Origin of the sequence: Clostridium sp. CAG:43 (genome assembly GCF_000434655.1) — a bacterium.
Taxonomy (GTDB): Bacteria; Bacillota; Clostridia; order Lachnospirales; family Lachnospiraceae; genus Otoolea; species Otoolea fessa.
The window spans coordinates 16,092-40,806 of sequence record NZ_FR895093.1 but is presented as its reverse complement, the minus strand read 5'-3'; the positions used below and the strand labels follow the sequence as shown (position 1 = coordinate 40,806).

The window sequence follows — 24,715 nt, the reverse complement described above, 5'->3', positions numbered from 1 at the left end:
CCGCCCCAGCCGCTCATCCGGGCTGCGCCGCGCTCCCAGGCGGCATCGTTCTCTGAAAGAGGGTGTTTTCCAGACATTCCGCCAATCCGCACCCGATCGCCGTCTCCCGCGCCAGATACACCAAAGCTGCCCGTTGTCCAACCAGAAGTCCCCGAATCTTCAAATCCGTGTCTGCCCCGGCTCATACCAGCAGCCCGTTCAAAGACGGTCGGCTGCTCTTCCTCGTCCAGAAGCTGCGGCGGAATCTCCTCGATGAAGCGGCTGATCTTCGCAAACCGCGTTTCTCCATTGACCATGCGCTGTCTCGCCGCCGTCAGCGTCAGTTCCTTCTCCGCACGGGTGATTCCGACATAGCAGAGACGCCGTTCTTCTTCGATGGCGTCCTTATCATCCGAAAAGATAGACATGCTGCTCGGAAACAGCCCGTCCTCCATGCCGCTTAAATAGACATACGGAAATTCCAGACCTTTTGCGCCGTGCAAAGTCATCAGGACAATCCTGTTTTCGGATTCGTCCAGACTATCTACATCCGCTACCAGCGCAACCTCCTCCAAAAATCCGTCCAGCGTCGGTTCCTCCGCCGTGCTCATATAGCCGGTCGCCTTATTAACCAGCTCTTCCACGTTCTGCAGACGTGTTTCTCCCTCGATCTCGCCTTCCGCCTCCAGATCCTTCTTATATCCCGTCTCTTCCAGAATCGCCTCGATAAGTTCCGGGATCGAAAGGGCCGAAAGCCGCGACCGGAAGTTTTCGATCTGCTCCGTAAACTTCTCGATCTTATCCGCCGCCTTGCCGATCGTCGGCACGCCGCGCACGCGCAGCAGCGCATCATAAAAGCTCATGCCATTGGCAGACGCATAGATCGTCACTTTTCCGATCGAGGTCGCACCGATGCCGCGCTTCGGCACATTGATGACACGCTGAACCGCCAGATCATCGCGCCCATTCGCAATCGTCTTTAAATAGCAGAGAATATCCTTGATTTCCTTGCGTTGATAGAAATTGACGCCACCGACCAGCCGGTACGGAATGCTGTAATAAATACATTTTTCCTCCAGAAGACGCGACTGTGCATTGGTACGGTACAGCACGGCAAAATCCGAATATTCCGCATTTTTCTCTTCTTTCTCACGCTCAATATCACGGATAATGGCGTCTGCCTCCTCGTATGCCGTGTCATACTGACGGAAGCGCACCTTCGGTCCCTCGTCATTCGCCGTCCACAGCGTCTTGTCCTTTCTGCCGCGGTTGTGGCGGATCACCTCATTTGCCGCGTTCAGGATGCTCTGGGTGGAACGGTAGTTCTGCTCCAGCTTGATAACACGTGCGCCCGGAAATGCTTTCTCAAAACTTAAAATATTTTCGATATTTGCCCCGCGGAATTTGTAGATCGACTGGTCATCATCACCGACCACACAGATATTTCTGTACTTCTTTGCCAGCAGATCGACCAGCTTAAACTGTACAAGGTTCGTGTCCTGGTACTCGTCCACCATGATATACCGGAATTTGTCCTGATAATATTCCAGCACATCCGCGTTTGCCTCGAAAAGCTCTACCGTTTTCACCAGCAGATCGTCGAAATCCAGGGCATTATTCTTCTTGAGTTCTTTCTGGTATTCCCGGTAAATCTGAGCAATCTTTTTCTCCCGGAAGTCCGCTCCCGCCTGCTGCTCAAACTCATCCGCCGTGATCCGGTCATTTTTCGCCGCAGAAATCCGTGACAGCACCGCCCGCTCCTTAAACTGCTTCGGATCCGCCTGCATTTTCTTGAGCACCTGCTTCATCAGCGTTTTCTGGTCGTCGCCATCATAGATAGTAAAATTCGTGTCATATCCCAGACGGTCGATAAACCGGCGCAGAATCCGAACGCAGCTCGAATGGAACGTGCTAACCCAGATCGCCTCCGCGCCTTCCCCCACAATCTTATCCACACGCTCGCGCATCTCCGCCGCCGCTTTATTGGTAAATGTGATCGCCATGATATTCCACGGTGCCACCCGTTTTTCCTCGATTAAATACGCAATCCGGTGTGTCAGGACGCGCGTCTTTCCTGAACCGGCGCCTGCCAGAACCAGGAGTGGTCCCTCCGTGTGAAAAACCGCCTCCCGCTGCATCGGGTTAAGTGTGTCGTATTTGCTCATATATGTTTCGTTCCCTTCTATCCTCTTATATAATCTATTTTTAATGACAAAAAGTATGTTCGAATACGCTCTAGTATAATCTATTTTCTCTTGGATGTCACGGAATTTTCATTGATTTTAAATTTCTCCTTGCTATCTGGTTTTCAAAACTATATAATATCACATAGAGAGTTCATGACAGCGGAAGCGCCAAAATTGCCTCCCTGTTTCGCAGCTTTCGAATTTCAACGCAGCGAGGTACATACATGAAATCAAACGAAGAACGCCTGCAGGATCTGCTGGCTTATGTTGATAGTCTGACCCGGGTGCATCCGTCGGAGATTCCCGGTATTGATTTATATATGGATCAGGTCACGACCTTCATGGACAGCCACCTGAACACTTCCAAATGGCTGGGCGAGGATAAGATCCTGACCAAAACTATGATCAATAACTATGCCAAAAATAACCTGCTGCCGCCGCCCGTCAAAAAACGCTACTCCAAGAATCATCTGCTGATGCTGATTCTGATTTATTATTTTAAAAATGTGATATCCTTTCGGGATATTGAACAGCTCTTCTCGCCCATCAGCGAGCACCACTTTTCCCATGGTTCCAGCCCGGAATTAGAAGAGCTTTACAACGAAATCTTTTCGCTGGAAAAAGGGCAGCGCAAGCGCTTGCAGGAAGACGTCATGGCAAAATTTGACGCCGCCAGCCAGACATTCAAGGACTATGACTGTGAAGACCGCGAGTATTTACAGCTGTTCGCCTTTATCAGTGAGCTGGCGTTTGATGTCTATCTGAAAAAACAGATGATTGAAATCCTGGCGGAACAGCTCCGGCAGGAGACGCCGGTGAATCCGAAGAAAAAGAAATAGGCAGCACTTCCGCTGTACCGCCACACTCAAAAATAGGCTAAACAACAAAAATTTCAACCCATTGCACCATACACGATAAAAAAGACACTGGAATCACTTCCCCTTGTGGGAATTCTTTCAATGTCTTTTTTCTTTCATTTCTTTTTATCTTTCATTCAACCAGCTGCCAGCTCCTGGGACAATTCCACCCCAAGCCAAATTTGTCCATCTTTGGCAGGTTGGTTTGCTACACCTATGAAAGTACGCGCTTTATCTATCGTGCGTATATTCCTACTTCGTCTTACGCTTCCGTTTTCTCCGCCTCTTCCTGCTCTTTCACTCGCGCAAATACCATATCATATCCGTCGCTTCCGTAATTTAAAGAACGGTTGACACGGCTGATCGTCGCTGTCGATGCGCCGGTCTTGTCCGCGATCTCCAGATATGTCTTCTTCTCGCGCAGCATCTTCGCTACTTCATATCTCTGGGAAAATGATAAAAGTTCATTAACTGTGCATACATCCTCGAAAAAGCTATAGCATTCGTCGGTATTTTTCAGTGTCAGAATCGCCTGGAACAGATGATCCACAGCTTCTGTTTTCAGTTTTTTATTCATAATGCAAGGCACCCCTTTTTAATATGTACTCCGAAAATATATTCATTTTTCCTTTTTTCTTATATTAACATATTAAAGTTTTAAAGTCTAGTATCTTGCCTATTTTTATGAATATTTTATTTTTCATCTGTTCACGCAATATACATTTATGCGAATCTGTCAAATCTTCTACAGCATAAACTTCTCCACCACATGAGCCACACCGTCGTCGTTGTTGGAATAGGTAATAAAGTCTGCAGCTTTCCGCACCGGAAGCACCGCATTCTCCATCGCTACGCCTAATCCGGCATACTGAATCATCGTGAGGTCGTTGTAGCCGTCCCCACAGGCAATCATCTGATCACGCGAAAGCCCGATGTGAGAAAGAAGGCGCTCTAACGACTGTGCTTTATCGATGCCCCTCGGAAGCACCTCCAGGAAAAACGGCTCCGAACGGTAAACGCTGAAATTCTTCCCCATCGCCGCCTTGACGCGCGGCTCGACCATCGCCAGGTAGTCTCCATCCTCCATCATCAGGTATTTCGGTACCGGATACGTGATCGCAGCTTCCATGTCGTCCACCTGTACTAACTCCATGCCGTTGATCCGCGCTTCCAACTTTGCATAGGGACTGTCACTCTGGTTCGTCAGAAGCTTTGCCCCCGCCTCATCGTAACTCAAAAGCCCCACCTGTTCCTCCTCGGCCAGGCGTATAATCTTCTGATTCGCCTCCTGCGGCAGGGACCGGCTGAATATGATCTCGCCGGTTTTGCAGTTCGTGATCCTGCCTCCATTAAACGACAGAATATAACTGCCGTATTTTGCCAGCTCCAGCTCTCTCGCAAGCGGCAGCACCCCCGGCGTCGGACGCCCGGACGCCAGTACAATCTTCTTTCCACGCTCCTGAAGCTCCATCAGACGCTGCTTCGTCTTTGGCGTAATCACCTTATCTCTGTTTGTTAAGGTTCCGTCCAGATCCAGGACGATAATCTCATAACTATGTTTTTCGGTCATATTTACTCCACATTCAAATCATACATACTATTACACGTATATACGATACTTGGAAAAGGTGGATTTGTCAATTAGCAACATACCACATTACTTAATGCAAGGTATTCTGAACTCTTTTCTTTACAATCACAGAATCAAACGGTCGGATGATATAATCCGTGATTCCCAGGTCATATGCTTTACGCATCGTATCAACCGGTTCTTCCGAAGAAATCATGATTACAGGAGTTTCCGTAATACACTGACTTTGGTTCATCCATTTCAAAACATCAGAGCCATTCATCTATGACATATTGATGTCTAAAAGCATCCGATCAATTCCAACATTCTCTCCCAGCATCTGAGTGACCTGACTTCCATTTTCTGCTTCCAGATAATCATATGTTTCTCCCAGAATTTCTTTCAACCTATCTCTGTTAAATTCCGCGTCATCTACAATCAGTATTTTTTTCTTTTATCCGTATTTTAATTTTCTATATATATGCAGTTTTTATGAAGTTCTAAACACCTGGTCAAAAACAGCAAGTATGGTTTTTATATCAATCGGTTTTGCAATATGTTGATCCATTCCTGCTTCTTTTGCTCTTATTCTGTCCTCTGTGAACGCATTTGCTGTCATTGCAATGATCGGTATCGCCTTAGCATCCTTTCTATCCATGGAACGAATCGTCTTTGCTGCTTCATAACCATTCATAACCGGCATCATGATATCCATAAGAATCGCATCAAATTCACCGGGTTCACTTTTTTTGAATCGTTCAACGGCTTCCTGCCCATTCCATGCCTTAGTCACGACAGCACCTTCATTCTGAAGCACAAATTCAGCAATTTCCATGTTCAGCTCATTATCTTCTGCCAGAAGAATATGCATTCCCTTTATAGATTTTCCATCTGATACATCTTTCTTTTCTTCCCGTTTATCCGAATTTAGATCGATTTTAAATGGAATCCGGATCACAAAGGTAGTCCCTGCACCGTTTTCACTTTCAAAGGTAATGGTTCCACCCATTGTCTCAATCAACTTCTTTGCAATCGGCATTCCCAGGTCTGTTCCGGCAAATTTTGTACGGCTTCCTGCATGTTCCTGGGCAAACGGTTCAAAAATATGTTTCTGAAACTCATCTGTCATTCCGATTCCTGTATCCCGGCAGACAAATTCTATTGTCGTCATCTCTGGCTGTCCGGATGGAATCTCCCGGCAGCTAATATAGATATGTCCGTTTTTTCTGTTATATTTCACCGCATTCGACAGTATATTCATCATCACACGTTTCACATATCCTGGACTTCCAATAAGCTTCCGATGTGTGATTTCTTTCTTCTCCCACACGATCCGGATATTCTGTTCTGCCGCCATCTGCTCGATCACAACAAGTACTTCCCTGGAAATACGACTCAGATCAAACGGAATTTCTTCCAAAATCACTTCGCCCGACTCCAGCTTACTCATATCCAGGACATCGTTTACCAGTTCCAGCAACAAATTGGATGCCTCTTTCACCTTTGTTCTGTATTCTGTCTGTTTCTCCATATCATCTGCACAATGATCTGCCATATTGACCAAACCGCAGATTCCATTAATCGGAGTCCGGATATCATGGCTCATCCGCTGAAGAAACTCTGTTTTTGCCCGATTAGCGGCTTCCGCCTTTTTTGCAGCTATCAAAAGTTCCGCTTTATATTTTTCATCCTTTTCCCGTTCTTGTTTCTCATATTCCAGATTGGTTCTGGAGATACAGAACCAGAATATACCAAATATCAGAAAATATAGAAAAATAACACTTATCACACTTAATAGAAGATTATGAAATACTTCTCGATCCGCAAGATATGCATAAATATAATAATCCCGCTGCTTCAGCATGATTCCGTAGCACCCGGTTCCTTCATTCTTTAAATGAAAAATATGCTGACTGTCTGTGTGCTTTTTCATTGCCTGAACAACCTCATTGTCGGCCGTATTCTGCCCCAGCAGGCTCTCATCGTTACTGGCAACAACGACCCCCTCGTCTGCAACAATAATTGTTCCATCTTTTTGGACGCCATATCCATTTAAAAGTCTCTGTATCGTCAAAGTATAGTTTCTGGTAAATTCAGGAGATGTGTAATAGTAAATTGCCACAATACCCGGTGCATCTTTTCTGGCGCAGGCTGCAATGTCGATCCGAGACCCGTCTTCCCTGGCCAACCGTTCCGAATAGCTTCTTTCTTCATATCCGTCAAAATCCATGATGATGTCTTTTTGCAGATACGCCGTAATCTCATCCGTCAGAGACTCGTTCGTGCTGTACTCACAGACCGTCTTTCCCTCTGCGTCCAGTACAAGGATACCATTCACCCAGAGTGTCTGCAGATTATCCTTCAGAAACTCCCGGCTTAACTGACCGCCGCTTTCTGTTTCCATGTTAATATTGGTACTCATCTGTCTGGCACTTTCAATGGCACGGAGGAGACTTTTGGATTCCGAAGATTCATTATAATGGGTGTAGGTGGAGCACTGCACTTTCACATAGTTTACGATCTCTACCATTCTTTCTTCTGCTTCCGCTTTTTCCGTATGGAAGAAATAAAACAGAGAGACTACAGCCACACAGATTCCAAGCAAAATACCAATTATTTTAATCTGTTTTCCCTTCGTTCTTCCCTTAATATCCAAGATTATTCACCTCCAGATACTTCTCCGGATCATCCAGATATTTTTCAATGATTTTCAGGGATGTGCCATCCTGACGCATTTCCTCCAGAATCTGATCCATCTGTTCACAGATTCCCCGCTCATCCTCTTTTGCAAAAGCAACCCCTATTCCGGTGATCATCAGCGGTTCTTCCAGGATACGAAAGCTTATGCCATCATCCTTCATATACTGGACAATCGATTCCTCATGTGCGGCAACTGCATCTACATATCCTTTCCCCAGAAATGTATAGATCAGTTCCCGGTGTCCCAGGCTGATCAGATTTCCCAGTTTTGGGATTCTCTCATCCGTCCGGTTCAGAAAGATGCCTTCCGGTTTGGTTGTGGACTGGACAGCCAGATTCTTTCCCTCCAGGTCACTCAGTTTATAGATGTCACTGCTCTCATTTACAGCAACCACCTGACGGCTTGCTATGTACGGTCCGGCCCAGCGGTAATCATCCAGGCGCCCTTCCATGGAAAAACAGCCCATGATGCAATCTATCTCTCCACTCTCCACCAGCTCTTTCTTCTTCTCCCAGTTAATCTGGACAACCTTCACCTGATAGCCCATTCTTCTGAAAGCTTCTGTAGCCAGTTCTACATCGATTCCTGTCGGCACACCATCTTCATTCAGATAATTGTATGGTGGATAGTTGTCGCTTCCGAGTGTGATGACGGGTTTTCCCGTTTCTTTTTTATTCTCATCTGTATTTTTGCACCCTGCCAGGGTGACTGCTAAGATTCCAACAAGCAGAATACCTGTGATCACTCTTTTTCCTTTCATTTTCCTTCCATCCCTGTTATTCTTTTCTATTTTTTCACATCTGATTTCCGGCTATTTATTACGATTCAGTGGCCTGCGCTTCGGTGCCCCCCGCACATAAGACTTAATTTCCTATATGATCAAAAAAAAGCTCCATGTAAAAAAACTCACAGGAACTCTATCCATAATACCCATTTAACTCTTACCTTATATTCTTACACTTTCGATTATAGCATTCAAAATATACCATGTCCATAAAAAGTTGCCATCATCTATGTTTTTTTCATAAACAGCCGCCGGTTATTTATACAAAAGAACCCCCTTACTTTCGTAAGGGAGTCCTTATCTAACCATTTATTCTATTTAAGGTTTCCCTTAAATAATTATTTCTCAGCGATTGCAGCCTGAGCAGCAGCCAGACGAGCGATCGGCACACGGAACGGTGAGCAGGATACATAGTCAAGACCAATCTTGTGGCAGAACTCTACGGAAGACGGGTCGCCGCCGTGCTCGCCGCAGATACCTACATGAAGGGTCGGGCGCTCTGCTTTACCTAACTTGATCGCCATCTCCATGAGCTTACCTACGCCAGTCTGATCCAGTTTTGCAAATGGATCGCTCTCGAAGATCTTCTTGTCATAGTAAGCATTCAGGAACTTGCCTGCATCATCACGGGAGAAGCCGTAGGTCATCTGAGTTAAGTCGTTTGTACCGAAGCAGAAGAATTCAGCCTCTTTTGCGATGTCGTCAGCGGTCAGAGCTGCACGCGGGATCTCGATCATGGTACCTACTTCGTACTTCAGATCAACGCCTGCTGCTGCGATCTCCTCGTCAGCGGTCTTCACAACGATATCTTTTACATATTTTAACTCTTTCGCATCGCAAGCGAGCGGAATCATGATCTCCGGTTTTACGGACCAGTCAGCGTGTGCTTTCTGTACGTTGATAGCTGCACGGATAACTGCCTTGGTCTGCATAACTGCGATCTCCGGATAGGTAACTGCCAGACGAAGTCCACGGTGACCCATCATCGGGTTGAACTCATGCAGGGAAGCGATGATGTTCTTGATAGTCTCAACCGGTTTGCCCTGAGCGTCAGCCAGTTTCTTGATGTCATCTTCCTCAGTCGGAACAAACTCATGCAGCGGCGGATCCAGGAAACGGATCGTAACCGGGTTGCCCTCCAGAGCCTCGAACAGACCTTCGAAGTCGCCCTGCTGATACGGAAGGATCTTATCCAGAGCTGCTTCTCTCTCTTCTACAGTGTCAGCACAGATCATCTCACGGAAAGCAGCGATTCTGTCTTCCTCGAAGAACATATGCTCAGTACGGCAAAGACCGATACCTTCTGCGCCAAGCTCTCTAGCTTTCTTCGCATCTGCCGGTGTATCAGCGTTGGTACGAACTTTCAGTCTTCTGAACTTGTCAGCCCATGCCATAACACGGCCGAATGTACCAGCGATGGTAGCGTCTACGGTCTTGATCTCGCCCTCGTAAATATTACCGGTTGTACCATCAATGGAGATGAAGTCTCCCTCATTGAACTCTTTACCAGCTAATGTGAATTTCTTATTCTCTTCATCCATAGCGATGTCGCCGCATCCGGATACACAGCAGGTACCCATACCACGGGCAACTACGGCTGCGTGAGAGGTCATACCACCACGAACGGTTAAGATACCCTGAGCAACCTTCATACCGGTAATATCTTCCGGAGAGGTCTCAAGACGAACTAAGACAACCTTCTCGCCCTTTTCAGCCCATTTCTCAGCATCTTCTGCAGTGAATACAACTTTACCGCAAGCAGCACCCGGAGAAGCACCTAAGCCTTTTCCAAGCGGAGTAGCTGCCTTTAATGCAGCAGCGTCAAACTGCGGATGCAGCAGTGTATCGAGGTTACGCGGGTCGATCATAGCGACTGCTTCTTCCTCTGTCTTATGGCCTTCATCTACCAGGTCGCAAGCGATCTGCAGAGCTGCCTGAGCAGTTCTCTTACCGTTACGGCACTGTAACATATAAAGTTTACGGTTCTCTACAGTAAACTCCATATCCTGCATATCATGGTAGTGGTTCTCAAGCACATCGCAAACCTTGATGAAATCTGCATATGCCTCCGGGAACTCCTGCTCCATCTGAGCGATCGGCATCGGAGTACGAACACCAGCAACTACGTCCTCGCCCTGTGCGTTCTTTAAGAACTCGCCCATCAGCTTCTTCTCGCCGGTTGCCGGGTCACGGGTAAATGCAACACCTGTACCGGACTCATCGTTTAAGTTACCGAATACCATCGGCATTACGTTTACTGCAGTACCCCAGGAATACGGAATATCATTATCTCTTCTGTATACGTTCGCACGTGGGTTGTCCCAGGAACGGAATACAGCTTCGATTGCTAATTTTAACTGAACAACCGGGTCAGACGGGAAGTCCTCACCTAACTGTTTTTTGTACTCAGCCTTGAACTGCTCAGCCAGAGTCTTTAAGTCAGCAGCAGTCAGTTCGATATCGTACTGAACACCCTTCTCTTCTTTCATCTTGTCGATGAGCTGCTCGAAGTATTTCTTACCAACTTCCATAACGACATCCGAGAACATCTGGATGAAACGTCTGTAGGAGTCATATACAAATCGCTCAAATTTCGGGTCCGGGTTGCCTGCGATCATCGCTGCAACTACCTCGTCATTTAAACCAAGGTTTAAGATAGTATCCATCATACCTGGCATGGATGCTCTCGCACCGGAACGAACCGATACTAACAGTGGGTTCTTCAGATCGCCAAATTTCTTTCCATTGAGCTCTTCCATCTTCTTAACGCCTTCCATGGTCTGTGCCATGATCTCGTCGTTAATCTTGCGACCATCTTCGTAATACTGGGTACAAGCCTCAGTTGTGATTGTAAATCCCTGTGGAACCGGCAGACCGATGCTTGTCATCTCCGCCAGGTTCGCTCCCTTTCCTCCCAGCAGGTTACGCATGGTCATGTCGCCCTCGCTAAACATATAAACCCATTTTGCCATAAGTATTTTCCTCCTATACTCGTTTATGTTTTACATTCACATATTTGTATTTATGTGAAAGATAAAAGCCATCGTGAATATTATAACATAAACTGCGGTCTAGTAAAGAGTTTTTTTGAATTCTTTCCAACTTTTTTTCGATCAATATATATTTTTTTGTAATTTTCGCGAATATTAAATGAGATGACTATCCAGAACAGTGCCTAATCTTCCCCAAAATAAATTTCGTTCTTTGCAAAATGCCAAAAATGTCACAAGCCCTCTCTAACACAAAAAGCAGAAACCATCTCCTGTTTTCTGGAATATGGTTTCTGCTTTTTTGTTTATTTAAAGATTAGAAACGGAACTTATCCTCGAAGTAGTTCTTAAGCTCTGCGATCGGCACACGTACCTGCTCCATGGTATCACGGTCACGTACAGTTACAGCCTGATCGGTCTCGGATTCGAAGTCATAGGTGATGCAGAACGGAGTACCGATCTCATCCTGACGACGATAACGTTTACCGATATTGCCTCTGTCGTCGAACTCGCAGTTGTAGTACTTGGAAAGCTCTGCATAGATCTTCTCTGCACCTTCGTTGAGCTTCTTGGACAGCGGAAGCACACCGATCTTAACCGGTGCAATCGCCGGATGGAAGTGAAGAACGGTTCTCACATCGCCCTCGCCGATCTCTTCCTCGTCGTAAGCTGCACACAGGAATGCCAGCGTCACACGATCAGCACCCAGGGACGGCTCAATCACATACGGGATATATTTCTCCTTCTTCTCATCGTCAAAGTAGGTCATATCCTGTCCGGAGGTATTCTGATGCTGGGTCAGGTCGTAATCGGTACGGTCTGCGATACCCCACAGCTCTCCCCATCCGAACGGGAACAGAAATTCCAGATCGGTCGTCGCCTTGCTGTAGAAGCACAGCTCTTCCGGAGAATGGTCGCGCGCGCGCATCTCATCCGGCTTGATGCCAAGTGTCTGCAGCCAGTCGATGCAGTGCTGTTTCCAGTATGCAAACCACTCAAGGTCGGTTCCCGGCTCACAGAAGAACTCCAGCTCCATCTGCTCGAACTCTCTGGTACGGAAAGTAAAGTTACCCGGTGTGATCTCGTTACGGAAAGATTTACCGATCTGACCGATACCAAACGGGATCTTCTTGCGGGAGGTTCTCTGTACGTTCTTGAAGTTTACAAAGATACCCTGTGCAGTCTCCGGACGCAGATATACGGTGTTTTTTGCATCCTCGGTAACTCCCTGGAAAGTCTTGAACATCAGGTTAAATTGACGAATGTCGGTGAAATCATGCTTGCCGCAGCTCGGACAGCAGATGTTATTGTCATCAATGTACTGTTTCATCTGCTCCTGGGACCAGCCGTCTACGGAACCCTCGATCTCGATGCCATGCTCTGCCATATAGTCCTCGATGAGCTTATCTGCACGGAAACGCTCTTTACAGCTCTTGCAGTCCATCAGCGGGTCAGAGAAGCCGCCCAGATGTCCGGATGCCACCCATGTCTGGGAGTTCATGAGAATCGCACAGTCTACACCTACGTTGTACGGGCTTTCCTGAATAAATTTCTGCCACCATGCACGTTTTACATTGTTTTTCAGTTCTACGCCCAGATTGCCGTAGTCCCATGTATTGGCAAGGCCGCCGTAAATCTCAGAACCCGGATATACAAATCCTCTTGATTTTGCGAGCGCCACGATTTTGTCCATCGTCTTTTCCATTTGTCTTGTCCTCCTGATTCATTTATCATTGTACCCGTCCCCGCCTCTTCTTTCGATATCTGGCAGATGGACGAATTTAACAATCATTCTGTTTTTTATCTTTTAAAAATCACATAAGCCGTGTCTGTTTCCGGCAGACTGACGGTTGAATCGTCTTTTAACTCGGTATTCGAACTGCGGTAAAGCACTTTTCCGCCGACCATCAGCGTCGCACCGCCCTCGCTCCGGACTGCCATGCCGCTCTTTTCATTCTGAACCGTATCCGTTCCGGCTTCGCTTCCATCTGCCTTTACCAGCTCACCCTCGGAAAACCATCCATCGGCAATCGCCTCCGAAAGCGGCTTTGCCTCCAGCGCCGTCAGGGAGTTGCTGGTGTCCTCGTTGTCATTCGTCTCTCCGAATGCTTTCAGATCTTCAAAGGAAGCATAATCAAAGATCGCAGTCACCGTGTCTTTTCCCGCCTTCACACTTTTCAATGCTGCCGGCAATCTCTCGGCATTTTTCTGGTTCTGTGCCAGCGCCCCGGCGCCTTTTTCTTCATTAAAATGAATCACTGCCGTCTCTAAATACTGCTTTAATTCATTCTCATCGACCGAAATACCGCCGGTCTGCTCCACCAGAGCACTCGACAGCGCTCCGTCTTTTGCCACATATACGCAGCTCTCCGAAGGGGAAAAGGCGGTTTCCCGTGAGCCACAGCCGGACAGCATCACACCCACGGTACACGCTGCCAGAAGAAATCCTCTTTTTTTCATTGCTCTTCCTCCCAAGCGCAAAAATGCTCCTACAACCAAGTTTTTATAGTATACCTGCTTTTCTATGTATTTTCAAGACTTGGACCTGAAAAAACGCATACTCGCACTTCCGTTTCCAGAGATACCTGCCTTTCAACCGTAAATCCTGCTTTTTGTCAGCGTCCCCCATTCAGGGTCTTCCAGATATCCGGACGGTACCTCCGCAACACGCGCGCCGCCTGATAACAGAGTGTCACTGCAAGCAGCGGCATGCACACATACATAAACATCGAAACCAGCTGGCTTCCCGGAAATAGCAGCGCCGCCGCCTTATTGAGGAAACGGACCACCACAAAGTGCGTCGCATAGATAAAAAAGGTGCAGGTCATAAACGGTCTGACTTCTCCCAGCCAGCGCTCGTTTACCATCATCCAGACACCGATGACTGCCAGAAGCTGGTAGAGAACGATTCCCGGCACAAAATAGTGGGTATAATAGCTCCTGCTGAGCACGATTCCCACTGCCAGCAGGCACACCCCCAGTGCCGCCCGCTTCCACGACCATACCGCCTCCGCCCATTTTCTCCCGTGCAGCGCCGCATAGGCGGCAAAGGAATAATAAATCAGGGCGTCCAGATTCAGCTCCGGCAGCGCCACCCCCTTGAAAAGTGCCACAAGCAGCACCAGCAGAAATGCCGCGCCGGTCCAGATATTTTTCAGAAACAGATACAGCACCGGTGCCAGCAGCACCAGCAGAATGATCTGATACATGAACCAGAACACCGGATTGAAGGTATACTTGGTGATCGCCTGCCATGCCCCGGACGTCGTGATCACCAGATCCGTCCGGTTGGCGATCGTCTGCAGTCCCGGAATCCGGCTCGCCGCCACATACGCCACGTAGTAGATGGTATTCCAGAGCAGGTACGGAACCAGAAGCGAATGCAGACGTTTATTTAATTTTTCTCCCAGCCGCTTCATCGTGAAGTTCCGGTAGAACAGGTAGGCAGACAGCATGATAAAGCATGGGATGTCCACCCGCAGAATTTCCTGCATGACCGGGTACTGGAAATGCCACCACGGTGCGTCCTGCCCCAGTTCCGGGAAAAACAGATCCGCGTTGCCGGAATGCGTCCAGATGACCATGAGGCAGCAGATGAAATTGAACCAGGCGATTTTCTGGTGGAATTTGGGTTCTGGCATATAAATGGTTCCTCCCTGGATAGTTGTATGTTATGTAATCGTCTGCAATATCTCCAATGAGTGAAAACTTTTATCTACATACGCCCTCTTATTCCGCTCCACATTCGCCGCAAATTGTGCAAATGCATCTTCTTTCAGAAGAAATGTATACAACTTCTCGATCGGCGCGTAAATGACGTACTGCCAGGCGTAGCGTGCGGAGTCTCCGGCGCGCAGGGGTGGATCTTCGGTGTATTCGCCGTTGATAACCATGATTTTTAACTCGAAGATACGCTGTACAAGTTTGTTGGGGAGTGCGGGTTTTAGGAGGGCGCGGAAGGACTGGTAGAGTAATCGCAGCATTTCTCTTGCCTCCAGACCTTCTCTTCCGAAGTATTCGGCGAATTCGGCAAAATAGGAGGCGTAGCAGGCGCACTCAACGTCCTGTTCAAGTCCTTCGAAATAGTTTTCTATCTCCGCGCCATAGAGATTGTAGGCATCCCGCGTCTCAGAAAGTGTGAAGGTTCCAAATGCGAAAGGCCGGCTTGCCGCACGCAGCAAACTTCCAGTGCGCTTCGCCCCGCGGGCAAATGCCGTGATTTTTCCGCGGTCTCCCGTCAGGAGAATCAGACGTTTATCAAATTCACCGACCGGGGCTGCATAAAGCACCATTCCGGTTGTCTGTATCAAATCTCGCATGCAGCCCTTCCTTCCCTCACTTAAATTTCTTTCGGGTTATATCCGTAATTCTTCATATACATATCGCTGTCTCTCCACTCCCGGCGCACTTTAACCCAGAGTTTCAGGTTGACCTTCGTGTCCATCAGATTTTCAATTTCCATCCGGGCAGCGGTTCCGATACGTTTTAACATTGATCCGCCTTTTCCGATGATGATGCCCTTGTGGGAATCGCGCTCGCACACGATCGTTGCATCCACGTCAATGATGCCGTTTGGGCGCTCTTTCATCTGGTCGATGACAACTGCAATGCCGTGCGGGATCTCGTCGTCCAGCATCCGAAGCGCTTTCTCGCGGATCAGCTCCGCTGCGATCTGGCGCATCGGCTGGTCGGTGACGGTATCCTCATCGTAAAACTGCGGACCTGCCGGGAGATATTTAAAAATACTGCTCTTGACATCCTCAATATTCATCTCTTTGAGAGCCGAAACCGGGATAATCTCCGCAAAATTCAAAATATCCTTATATGCCGCGATAAAAGTCAGAATCTCTTCCTTCGATTTGACCGTATCAATTTTATTAATAACCAGAATGACCGGCGTCTTGATCTTCGAAAGCTGCTCTGCAATGTGACGCTCGCCTGCCCCAATGAAGGTGGTCGGCTCTACCAGCCAGAGAATCACGTCAACCTCTTTTAACGTATTCTCTGCGACATTGACCATGTACTCGCCCAGCTTGTTTTTCGCCTTGTGGATACCCGGTGTGTCCAGAAAAATGATCTGTCCGCGCTCGTCTGTGTAAACCGTCTGGATACGGTTCCGGGTCGTCTGCGGCTTCTCAGATGTGATCGCGATCTTCTGTCCGATCAGGTGGTTCATCAGCGTGGATTTGCCGACATTCGGACGCCCGATCAGGGTCACAAAGCCAGATTTAAACTCTTTTGTATCTGTATTTGCCATCTTGTTTCCTTTCACTTGCATTTAATTTAGTTAAACAGATTCTTCACCGTCTTAAACAGATCCTGATTTGCCTTGACTTTTTCTGCATTTCCAATCGCACAGATGCTCTGCTCACTGAGCACTGCCCTGATAATCGGCGCCAGCGCCCGGATATCCTCCGGGGTAACTGCCAGGATCTCGTCTCTCTCTTTCTGGATCATCGCATCCGTCACGCCGGTAAACCAGGCCGCGTCGGCGCGAATGCCTTTGTACGGCGGCAGAAGCGGCGCATCAAGGTCGCTGATGGTTCCAATCACGAATTTCGTCATATCACGCTCGTCTGCCTCAAACTGCTCCAGATACGGCACGATGCCCTCGTAAACCTCATTCGTCTCGCGCAGGTTCGGATCGCGGTAGGAAACGAAATAGCTGTCGCCAAACCGTCCGGCTCCATTCATGACGCCGTAAGCGCCGCCCTTGACACGGACATTGATCCACAGATAATCATATCCGAGAATGACTTTCAGCGTCCGCAGCGTGCCCTTGTATGCCAGCCCTTTCTCCACGAAATTGCCGCAGCGCGCCAGATAATTGACCTGGGAGGAGGTCATGAAGCCCTCGTTTAAGTTCTCTTTTTTCCACTCAAACGGATAAACGGTTCCGTCGCCCTGTGGAAGACGTTCTTTTAAAAGCGGAAGCGCTGCTTCAAGCCCTGCCTGATCGTCGGCTGCTGCCGTGTAGCTTATCAGCATATTTTCTTTCGTAAACAGGCGTGCCGCCGTCTCCTTTAACTTCGCGATCACCTCGCCCTTTTTCTCCTCAAAGTGCTTTGCCGTCTCTTCAAGGAACTGGTAGAAACCGATTCCGCCCGTGCAGTCGTCAAATGCCGATTCTGCTGAAAAATAGGAGCTGGCTCTCATCACTGCCGCTGAATGTGCCGCCTGATTTAAACGCATCTGGCTCTTCGATTTCGTCTCCGCCACAATCTCGCCGAGACGTTTCTCATCATCAAGGATTGAATCAAGCAGAATCTCCGCGATCGCTGAAAATCCGAAGTCCAGTTTCTCGCACAGAACCCGGGCACTCGCGGTAAAAATACCGGTAAACGCGCCCTGTTTCCGGCTGTCCGCATAGGAGCTGACGCTGAGCGTGATACCGCCGGTATTTAAGTTGATCTCATCCGACAAATCGCTGTATGTGTGTTTCGTCGTATCGACAAATCCAAGCACTGCTTTCAAAAGTCCCACATACGGCAGATCCCTGGATGGTACACGGTCGGTACGGAACATCACGCGCAGATAACCGATGCCTGAGGTAAAGAGCTCATGTGCCAGCACCTTGGTTCCGCCAATCTCGCGCTCGGTCAGGATAAATTTCTCCGCCTCTTTGCGGATATCTGAGCGTTTCAACAGCGGAATCTTCTCTAAATCTTCCTTCGGGGACGGGGTGTCCTGATACTCTTTCAGCTCTTTCGTGCCATCCACGATCGCCTGAATCTCCTCCGCGCCCAGGCTCTTCTTATATGCTTCCAGCTTTTCACGCAGCTTCTCATCCTCGATCGCCGTCAGTCCCCGCTTCGGGCTGACCGTGATCACCGCCTCAAACGGGTTATCTAAGAGATATTTGCGGATCAGTTCTTCAAAATATCCTTCCTTTGCTGCTTTTTTTAGGAATGCAAATGTCTCCTCATATTCCAGGTGCATCAGCGGATCGCCGCCGTACAGCCAGCTATCTAAGCACTGCAAGCCGTACATCAATCCTTTCGGCGCGTTGCCGAAATCTGCCTCGCGGCTGCGGAATTCATAGTAGTTGATGCCCGCCAGCAGGCTCTTCTGGTTGATGCCATCATCTGCCAGCTTCTTAAGCGTTTCCTTGACAGTCTTTAAAAATGCCTCTTTCTGGCTGCCATCCGCATTTTTCGCAATGACAGAAAAATATGGCTGTAAAATACCATTTTCATAGCTTCCCAGGATATCCTGGCCAATCCCGGCGCTGATGAGTTCTTTCTTTAAAACGGCGCCCGGCGCATCCAAAAGCACATACTCCAGGATCTGAAATGCCATGTAGAGAATCGGATCGAGATCGTCGCCCACCACCGTATTAACCGACAGGTAGGTTGCGTGATCCTCCGGCTCATCCTCAGTGATCGGATAGAAGATCTCACGGTCCTTCGGCGCGTCAAACGGCTTCTGGTAGTGAATTTCAGAATCCACCGGCTGACGGTCATAGTGGCTTAAATACTCACGATCCAGCCAGTCCAGCTTCTCTGCCATATCCATATTTCCATACAGATAGATAAAGCTGTTGGACGGATGGTAGAATTTGCGGTGGAAATTCAGGAAATTCTCATAGGTCAGCTCCGGGATAACCTCCGGGGCGCCGCCGGACTCATGCGTATAGCAGGTATCCGGGTAAAGCGTGTTCTGCGTGTAGCGGTCAAGCACGCCCTCCGGGGAGGAAAATGCACCCTTCATCTCATTATAAACGACACCGTTTACCGTGATCGGGCTGTCCACCGACTCCATCTCGTAATGCCAGCCCTCCTGGCGGAAAATCTTCTCTTCTTTATAGATATTCGGATGCAGAACCGCGTCCATATAGACGTCCATCAGGTTCTGGAAATCTTTGTCGTTGCAGCTTGCAACCGGGTATACCGTCTTATCCGGGTAGGTCATCGCGTTTAAGAAGGTATTTAAGGAGCCCTTCACCAGCTCTACAAACGGATCCTTGACTGGAAATTTCGCCGAACCGCACAAAACGCTGTGCTCCATGATATGAGGCACACCCGTGCTGTCAGATGGCGGGGTACGGAATCCGATACAGAATACCTTGTTCTCATCGTCATTCGAGAGCAGGAACACTCTCGCTCCCGTCTTCTTATGTTCCAGAAGAATTCCCTCGGAATTCAGCTCTTTTACGTGTTTTTCATTCACGATCTGATAGCTCTTCAAATCTTTTACTGTCATGCTGCCTTTCCTTTCTCTGAAACGATTCCACAGCGCATACAGACATCTGTTGAATCGTTACTGTTCACGCATACGTGACCAGTAACGTTGAATCGCACCTTTTTTTCTTTTTTACAGTCTTCCCATAAATTTGTCTTTTAGTACGGCAAATGCCTCCCGCAGCCACAGGTGCACCGCCAGCACCGGGTCGCACGCAGCTGCCACGCCGACCGGCTCGATCTCCTGTCTGCGCGCGATCGCCTCCGCCCGGAACACATGGTAATTGCTTGTCAGAATCCCGATCCGGATGGTATCGCCGTCCGGGCGCTCACGGTAAAACTCCATCAGGTGTGCCCGCGCCGCCTGCGCCTTGTTGTATTCCTGCCGGTCGATCACCGTCCGGCTGAACTCGATGTTCTGCACCGTGTCGGAGGACTGGTCTTCAATCAGCAGCTTATCCTCCGGAATCCCGTTGTACTGTAAATATTCGTACATCGCCCGCGCCTCGCTGATCTCCTCGCCCGGACCTTTTCCGCCGGAAAGCACCAGAACCGTGTTCGGATATTCCTCCGAATACTCGATCGCCCGATCCAGACGCTGCTTTAGGGAATTGCTGATCTTGGCGCCGCGCACACGCGCTCCCAGCACGATCACATAATCCGCCGGCTGTCCCGTCGCCGTAATGGCGCTCCAGCCGATCAAAACCTCCGTGATCACCAGAATCAGAAGTCCCGCCGCACATACTGTCCCGACGGAAACGCCGATCCACACGGGGATTCTGCCCTCATGCTGGCTGCCAAACCACCATCCAGCCGCCAGAAGTCCCAAAAAGATCGCCAAGCAGGGCCAGATCAAGGCAAACGAAGTCGAAACACCTGAATAAATAACAATTATGATATAATATAACAGGCACAGGACCGCCGTTCCTCCTAAAAACCAAACCATCTGTCATCCTCCTGATGTCCATCCAGCCGCACCTTTACAAATCCAGCGCCTCGTCCTCACGCCGCAGGATATCCTGCGGCTCCGCCATACCGCCTAAGTCTACCCAGAGCTGCTGCTTCGGGTGCGGTGCGCTCTCCTGCGCGGTTCCATCCTCGGTAAAGATGCCTTTCACTTCCACACGCAGGTTACGTCCGTCCGGCTTCATGATCTCGATCGTCTCTCCCACGCTGAATTTATTCTTCTGCTCCAGATGAACCAGGCCATCCCCGCGTACAGCGCCGACCGTTCCCAGATAGGTGTACGGTTTTACATAAGTATTGCTTCCGTATACCTGCGACTCGGTACCCGGTTTATGGAAATAAAATCCAGTGATGTATTCCCGGTGGGTACATTTGCGGATCTCACTCTTATACCACTCCATCTTGGACTGGTATTTTTCCGGGCTTTCCAGATAATCGTCGATTGCGATTCGGTAGGTTCTCGCCACGGTTGCCACATAGAGTGCTGTCTTCATGCGTCCCTCGATCTTGAAGCTGTCGATTCCTGCTTCGACCATCTCCGGAATGTGCTCAATCATGCACAGGTCGCGGGAGTTGAAAATATAGCTGCCGCGCTCATTTTCATAGACCGGCATCCACTCGCCCGGTCTTGTCTCCTCCGCCACCGCATATTTCCAGCGGCACGGATGAGTACAGGCGCCCTGGTTCGCGTCGCGCCCCGTCAGGAAATTGCTGAGAAGACATCGTCCTGAATAGGAAATGCACATCGCCCCGTGGATGAAGCTCTCGATCTCCATATCCTCCGGAATATGTTCGCGGATCTCGCGAATCTCCTTCAAGGACAGCTCCCGCGCCGTTACCACGCGCTTCGCGCCCTGTTTATACCAGAAAAGGAACGTCCCGTAGTTTGTATTATTTGCCTGTGTGCTGATATGGATCTCCATCTCCGGGAGAATGCGTCTGGCAATCTCAAAGACACCCGGATCGGAAATAATCAGCGCATCCGGCTTGATTTCTTTCAGTTCTGTGAAATATTCTTCCACACCGGCTAAATCATCATTATGTGCAAAAATATTTGCTGTAATATATACTTTGACACCGCGCTCATGGGCGAACGCAATGCCCTCTTTGATCTCTTCGTTCGTAAAATTCTTCGCCTTTGCCCGCAGACCAAACGCCTCGCCGCCCAAATAGACCGCATCGGCTCCGTAAAGGACCGCCGTCTTGAGGACGTCCAGGCTGCCCGCCGGGATTAAAAGTTCCAGTTTTCTCATGTTTTTCCTTTCTTTTATCGCTTTACACTTAACGCCACGCCATCCCCGATCGGAATGACAGACGTCTCAAATTCTTTCATGTGTGTCAGTTCATATAAATAATCGCGCATCCGCGTGTGGATCGTCCGGTTGCGGCGCTCGACCGCATAGCGGGATTCCACGATATCGCCGTCCTGTAAGACATTGTCCGACAGAAGAACGCCGCCGGACGGCAGCAGACGCAAAATCTGAGGCAGCCAGTGCATATACTGCCCCTTAGCCGCATCCATAAATATAAAATCATAAGGGCCGGAAAGCGTCCCCAGTATCTCTTCCGCATCGCCTTCCAGTAAAGTAATGCACGGCTCTTTTCCTGCCCTTTCAAAATTGCGCTTGGCAATCGGTATTCTTTTTTCGTACTTCTCAATCGTCGTGATCCGGCAGTTTTCCGGCATCACACGGCTCATCAGTAAAGCCGAATAGCCCACAGCCGTTCCTACCTCCAGAATCGACTGCGGGCGCTTGAGAGCAATCAGTGTTTTCAGAAATGCGGAGGTCTCCCTGCGGATGATCGGCACGCAGTCAGCCAGCGCTTCTTCCTCTATCGAGTCGAGCAGCGGTCCGTTGCCCGCGTCCAACGACTGGATATAGGCGGTAATTCTGTCATTTACTATCACTTTTATCCTCCTCCGGGCTGGCGGCAGAAGCTGCCGCCTCATCCATCTCCTTCAGCATCTCCAGAGAAGTCTGGGCGGTGCTGAACTGATAGGTTCCCGGATATATCTTGTATTCATAAATCTTTGCCTGCAGCACAAAGACCACGTGGCTTTGAATCAAACCGACGCGTTCCAGCGCTTCGCCTGCCTCGGAGGTGCTTTCGCTTTCCTCGATGGTAACCGTTCTCATTCTTCCCGGCTCTGCCTCAACTGCGGTCGGGTTAAATATCTCATGCCCCAGCCAGTAGCCCTTCGTTGCGCCCTCATAGAGCAGAAACAGTGTCAGTACCAGAAAGACGATCCGGAACACACTGTCCAGAATCGATACTGCGATATGGGGTTCTCCAGATGTCCGGCTCATATACCACCTCCGTGCTGCTTTTGCAGTCTTCTACACTTCCATGATGATCGGAAGAATCATCGGATTTCTCTTCATCTTCTTCCATAGGAAATCACTCAGGCTGTCGCGGATAATGTTCTTGATCTTGCCCCAGTCGCTCACGTGCTTCTCAAGACAGCCTTGTACGGCTTCATCCACGATTCTCTGTGCCTCTTCCATCAGATCCTCGGACTCACGCACATAGACGAAACCTCGGGACACGATATCCGGTCCGGCTAAGAGCTGGTTGCTGTATTTCTCCAACGTCAGTACCACAATAATGATACCGTTCTGTGCCAGGTTCTGGCGGTCGCGCAGAACGATATTTCCGACATCACCGATGCCCAGGCCATCGACCAGGATGCCGCCCGCCTGTACATGGTCGGCAACACGGTAGCCCTCGTCCCCGATCTCGATCACATCACCTGAGCGCATCAGGATGACATTTTCCTTCGGAATGCCCATTGAAATTGCCAGGTTGCGCTGCGCCATCAGGTGGCGGTACTCACCGTGTACCGGAATCGAGAATTTCGGACGAACTAAGGAGTACATCAGCTTGATCTCCTCCTGGCAGGCATGTCCGGATACGTGGGTATCCTGGTTGATAACCTCTGCGCCCTTCATCGACAGCTCGTTGATAACTCTTGCAACGGCTTTCTCATTGCCCGGAATCGGGGTGGAACTTAAAATAACCACGTCGCCCGGCATGATCGAAACCTTCTTGTGCAGGTCTGCCGCCATACGGGACAGTGCCGCCAGAGACTCGCCCTGGCTGCCGGTCGTGATAAGGACGGTATCCTCTTTCTTATAATTTTTCAGATGTTCAATGTCGATCAGTGTATTTTCCGGAATATTAATGTATCCAAGTTCGCTCGCCGTGCCGATGACATTGACCATGCTTCGGCCCTCGACCACTACCTTACGTCCATAGTGGTATGCCGTATTGATGATCTGCTGGACACGGTCTACGTTGGAAGCAAACGTCGCAACGATGATCCGGTTGTTCTTGTGCTCTGCAAAAATCGAATCAAAGGTCTTGCCGACGGTGCGCTCCGACATCGTAAATCCCGGACGGATCGCGTTGGTACTGTCGCACATCAGCGCCAGCACGCCTTTCTTTCCAAGCTCGGCAAAACGCTGCAGATCCGCCGGTTCACCGAATACCGGTGTGTAATCGATCTTGAAGTCGCCGGTGTGGACGATAATACCAGCCGGGGAGAAGATCGCAAGCGCCGATGCATCTGCGATACTGTGGTTCGTCTTGATAAACTCAATCCGAAAACATCCGAGATTGATGGACTGTCCGTGCTTTACGACCTTGCGGCGGACGGTCTTCATCATATTATGCTCTTTTAATTTATTCTCAATCAGTCCGATCGTCAGTTTGGTGCCGTATACCGGTGCCGGAACATCGCGGAGTACATACGGCAGCGCGCCGATATGGTCCTCATGTCCGTGCGTGATCACAAAGCCCTTGACTTTGTCAATGTTGTTCTTTAAATAGGATACATCCGGGATAACCAGATCGATTCCCAGCATATCGTCACTCGGGAATGCCATACCGCAGTCTACTACAATAATGCTGTCTTCATATTCGAAGGCAGTCATATTCATACCGATCTGTTCCAGACCACCGAGCGGTATGATCTTTACCTTATTATGATTTGTTTCCTTTTTCAATCAATGCACCTCCAAAAATTTGATTTTTAGATTTTTATTCGATATCAACGCCCAGATCGCTCATCAGCTCCGCAAACACCTTGGACATATACTCCAGTTCTCCGTCATCGTCCACAAATTCGTAAGCTGCTTCTGCATCCTCCGGCTTTGATGTATCTCTCAACAAATAGCACTCTCCATCGCCGTCCTTCGTATCACTTGCCAGCAGATAGGACTCGCCATTTAACTTTGTCTCTTCCANNNTTGTCTCTTCCAGGACATACAGCTTCACTTCCTCGCCGTTCTCATCCCTCAGCGTGATGCTGTTTTCCATATTATTCAGTTCATCTAACATTGAATCCAGGTTTCCCATTCTATGATTCTCCTTCTATTCTTTATTTTCAATCATTGATTTTTATCACTGATAATTTATTCTTCCGCTTTTCCTTGTGCCTGTAAATCCAAATATCCCTGCAAAATCAATACTGCCGCAATCTTATCAATCACGCTCTTCCG

The 24,715-nt window shown here is 49.0% G+C and carries 19 protein-coding genes and 2 pseudogenes; 1 reads left to right on the top strand and 20 read right to left on the bottom strand.

Features of this window, described 5'->3' with window-relative positions; translation table 11 throughout:
* The coding region (locus QVO97_RS07615; protein ID WP_288189328.1) for an ATP-dependent helicase at positions 1-2,144 on the bottom strand (2,144 nt) is incomplete at its 3' end.
* A gap of 245 nt (positions 2,145-2,389) precedes the next feature.
* Between QVO97_RS07615 and QVO97_RS07610 the strand changes: the two genes are divergently transcribed.
* Positions 2,390-3,004 carry a DUF1836 domain-containing protein gene (locus QVO97_RS07610; protein ID WP_022359749.1) on the top strand — a complete coding sequence of 205 codons (615 nt, stop codon included), beginning with the start codon at positions 2,390-2,392 and terminating at the stop codon, positions 3,002-3,004.
* 280 nt (positions 3,005-3,284) lie between these two features.
* Here the strand turns inward: QVO97_RS07610 and QVO97_RS07605 are convergent, their stop codons facing one another.
* From QVO97_RS07605 to QVO97_RS07515, 19 genes and pseudogenes are all read right to left on the bottom strand, one after another.
* Entirely contained in the window at positions 3,285-3,599 is a 315-nt protein-coding gene (locus tag QVO97_RS07605) for a YerC/YecD family TrpR-related protein (protein WP_022359748.1), read from the bottom strand.
* Positions 3,600-3,767: 168 nt separating this feature from the next.
* On the bottom strand, positions 3,768-4,592 hold the full coding sequence (locus QVO97_RS07600; RefSeq protein ID WP_022359747.1) for a Cof-type HAD-IIB family hydrolase: 825 nt from the start codon (positions 4,590-4,592) through the stop codon (positions 3,768-3,770).
* Between the two features lie 91 nt (positions 4,593-4,683).
* Positions 4,684-5,031 (bottom strand): annotated as a pseudogene (locus QVO97_RS07595) (PleD family two-component system response regulator).
* A 51-nt stretch (positions 5,032-5,082) separates the two neighbouring features.
* Positions 5,083-7,248, bottom strand: coding sequence for an ATP-binding protein (locus tag QVO97_RS07590; protein WP_022359746.1), 2,166 nt, complete (start codon positions 7,246-7,248; stop codon positions 5,083-5,085).
* Positions 7,238-8,053, bottom strand: a complete 816-nt coding sequence (locus QVO97_RS07585; protein WP_022359745.1) for a substrate-binding periplasmic protein — start codon at positions 8,051-8,053, stop codon at positions 7,238-7,240. Before QVO97_RS07585 ends, QVO97_RS07590 begins: the two co-directional genes overlap by 11 nt.
* A 362-nt stretch (positions 8,054-8,415) precedes the next feature.
* On the bottom strand, positions 8,416-11,049 hold the full coding sequence (gene ppdK, locus QVO97_RS07580) for a pyruvate, phosphate dikinase (protein ID WP_022359744.1): 2,634 nt from the start codon (positions 11,047-11,049) through the stop codon (positions 8,416-8,418).
* Positions 11,050-11,383: 334 nt separating this feature from the next.
* Positions 11,384-12,772 carry a glycine--tRNA ligase gene (locus tag QVO97_RS07575; RefSeq protein WP_022359743.1) on the bottom strand — a complete coding sequence of 463 codons (1,389 nt, stop codon included), beginning with the start codon at positions 12,770-12,772 and terminating at the stop codon, positions 11,384-11,386.
* 95 nt (positions 12,773-12,867) lie between these two features.
* Positions 12,868-13,527, bottom strand: a complete 660-nt coding sequence (locus tag QVO97_RS07570; RefSeq protein WP_022359742.1) for a hypothetical protein — start codon at positions 13,525-13,527, stop codon at positions 12,868-12,870.
* A gap of 155 nt (positions 13,528-13,682) precedes the next feature.
* The gene (locus QVO97_RS07565; protein ID WP_022359741.1) at positions 13,683-14,708 is read right to left on the bottom strand and encodes an acyltransferase family protein; all 1,026 of its coding nucleotides are present in this window, start codon (positions 14,706-14,708) and stop codon (positions 13,683-13,685) included.
* Between the two features lie 30 nt (positions 14,709-14,738).
* The gene (gene recO, locus QVO97_RS07560; RefSeq protein WP_022359740.1) at positions 14,739-15,386 is read right to left on the bottom strand and encodes a DNA repair protein RecO; all 648 of its coding nucleotides are present in this window, start codon (positions 15,384-15,386) and stop codon (positions 14,739-14,741) included.
* Between the two features lie 20 nt (positions 15,387-15,406).
* Positions 15,407-16,324, bottom strand: a complete 918-nt coding sequence (era, locus tag QVO97_RS07555) for a GTPase Era (protein ID WP_022359739.1) — start codon at positions 16,322-16,324, stop codon at positions 15,407-15,409.
* A gap of 26 nt (positions 16,325-16,350) precedes the next feature.
* Positions 16,351-19,269 carry an insulinase family protein gene (locus QVO97_RS07550; protein ID WP_022359738.1) on the bottom strand — a complete coding sequence of 973 codons (2,919 nt, stop codon included), beginning with the start codon at positions 19,267-19,269 and terminating at the stop codon, positions 16,351-16,353.
* Between the two features lie 111 nt (positions 19,270-19,380).
* Complete coding sequence (locus QVO97_RS07545) at positions 19,381-20,193, bottom strand: YdcF family protein (RefSeq protein WP_022359737.1); 813 nt, start codon at positions 20,191-20,193, stop codon at positions 19,381-19,383.
* A gap of 34 nt (positions 20,194-20,227) precedes the next feature.
* Positions 20,228-21,466, bottom strand: a complete 1,239-nt coding sequence (locus tag QVO97_RS07540) for a peptidase U32 family protein (RefSeq protein ID WP_022359736.1) — start codon at positions 21,464-21,466, stop codon at positions 20,228-20,230.
* A 14-nt stretch (positions 21,467-21,480) separates the two neighbouring features.
* Positions 21,481-22,122 (bottom strand): O-methyltransferase, encoded by a 642-nt coding sequence (locus tag QVO97_RS07535; protein ID WP_022359735.1) that lies wholly within the window; start codon positions 22,120-22,122, stop codon positions 21,481-21,483.
* Positions 22,109-22,522: a hypothetical protein gene (locus tag QVO97_RS07530; RefSeq protein WP_022359734.1), complete on the bottom strand. Its 414-nt coding sequence runs from the start codon at positions 22,520-22,522 to the stop codon at positions 22,109-22,111. The genes QVO97_RS07535 and QVO97_RS07530 overlap by 14 nt, the downstream gene beginning before the upstream one ends.
* A gap of 30 nt (positions 22,523-22,552) precedes the next feature.
* Complete coding sequence (locus QVO97_RS07525; RefSeq protein WP_022359733.1) at positions 22,553-24,220, bottom strand: ribonuclease J; 1,668 nt, start codon at positions 24,218-24,220, stop codon at positions 22,553-22,555.
* A gap of 34 nt (positions 24,221-24,254) precedes the next feature.
* Positions 24,255-24,572 carry a DUF1292 domain-containing protein gene (locus QVO97_RS07520; protein ID WP_022359732.1) on the bottom strand — a complete coding sequence of 106 codons (318 nt, stop codon included), beginning with the start codon at positions 24,570-24,572 and terminating at the stop codon, positions 24,255-24,257.
* A 56-nt stretch (positions 24,573-24,628) separates the two neighbouring features.
* Positions 24,629-24,715, bottom strand: a pseudogene (locus QVO97_RS07515) (Holliday junction resolvase RuvX); the annotation flags it as partial.

Bases quoted from the DNA above. Each gene is read 5' to 3' on its own strand.
- QVO97_RS07610 (WP_022359749.1), top strand. From the start codon at position 2,390: ATGAAATCAAACGAAGAACGCCTGCAGGATCTGCTGGCTTATGTTGAT.
- QVO97_RS07605 (WP_022359748.1), bottom strand. From the start codon at position 3,599: ATGAATAAAAAACTGAAAACAGAAGCTGTGGATCATCTGTTCCAGGCG.
- QVO97_RS07600 (WP_022359747.1), bottom strand. From the start codon at position 4,592: ATGACCGAAAAACATAGTTATGAGATTATCGTCCTGGATCTGGACGGA.
- QVO97_RS07585 (WP_022359745.1), bottom strand. From the start codon at position 8,053: ATGAAAGGAAAAAGAGTGATCACAGGTATTCTGCTTGTTGGAATCTTA.
- ppdK (WP_022359744.1), bottom strand. From the start codon at position 11,049: ATGGCAAAATGGGTTTATATGTTTAGCGAGGGCGACATGACCATGCGT.
- QVO97_RS07575 (WP_022359743.1), bottom strand. From the start codon at position 12,772: ATGGAAAAGACGATGGACAAAATCGTGGCGCTCGCAAAATCAAGAGGA.
- QVO97_RS07570 (WP_022359742.1), bottom strand. From the start codon at position 13,527: ATGAAAAAAAGAGGATTTCTTCTGGCAGCGTGTACCGTGGGTGTGATG.
- QVO97_RS07565 (WP_022359741.1), bottom strand. From the start codon at position 14,708: ATGCCAGAACCCAAATTCCACCAGAAAATCGCCTGGTTCAATTTCATC.
- recO (WP_022359740.1), bottom strand. From the start codon at position 15,386: ATGCGAGATTTGATACAGACAACCGGAATGGTGCTTTATGCAGCCCCG.
- era (WP_022359739.1), bottom strand. From the start codon at position 16,324: ATGGCAAATACAGATACAAAAGAGTTTAAATCTGGCTTTGTGACCCTG.
- QVO97_RS07550 (WP_022359738.1), bottom strand. From the start codon at position 19,269: ATGACAGTAAAAGATTTGAAGAGCTATCAGATCGTGAATGAAAAACAC.
- QVO97_RS07545 (WP_022359737.1), bottom strand. From the start codon at position 20,193: ATGGTTTGGTTTTTAGGAGGAACGGCGGTCCTGTGCCTGTTATATTAT.
- QVO97_RS07540 (WP_022359736.1), bottom strand. From the start codon at position 21,466: ATGAGAAAACTGGAACTTTTAATCCCGGCGGGCAGCCTGGACGTCCTC.
- QVO97_RS07530 (WP_022359734.1), bottom strand. From the start codon at position 22,522: ATGAGCCGGACATCTGGAGAACCCCATATCGCAGTATCGATTCTGGAC.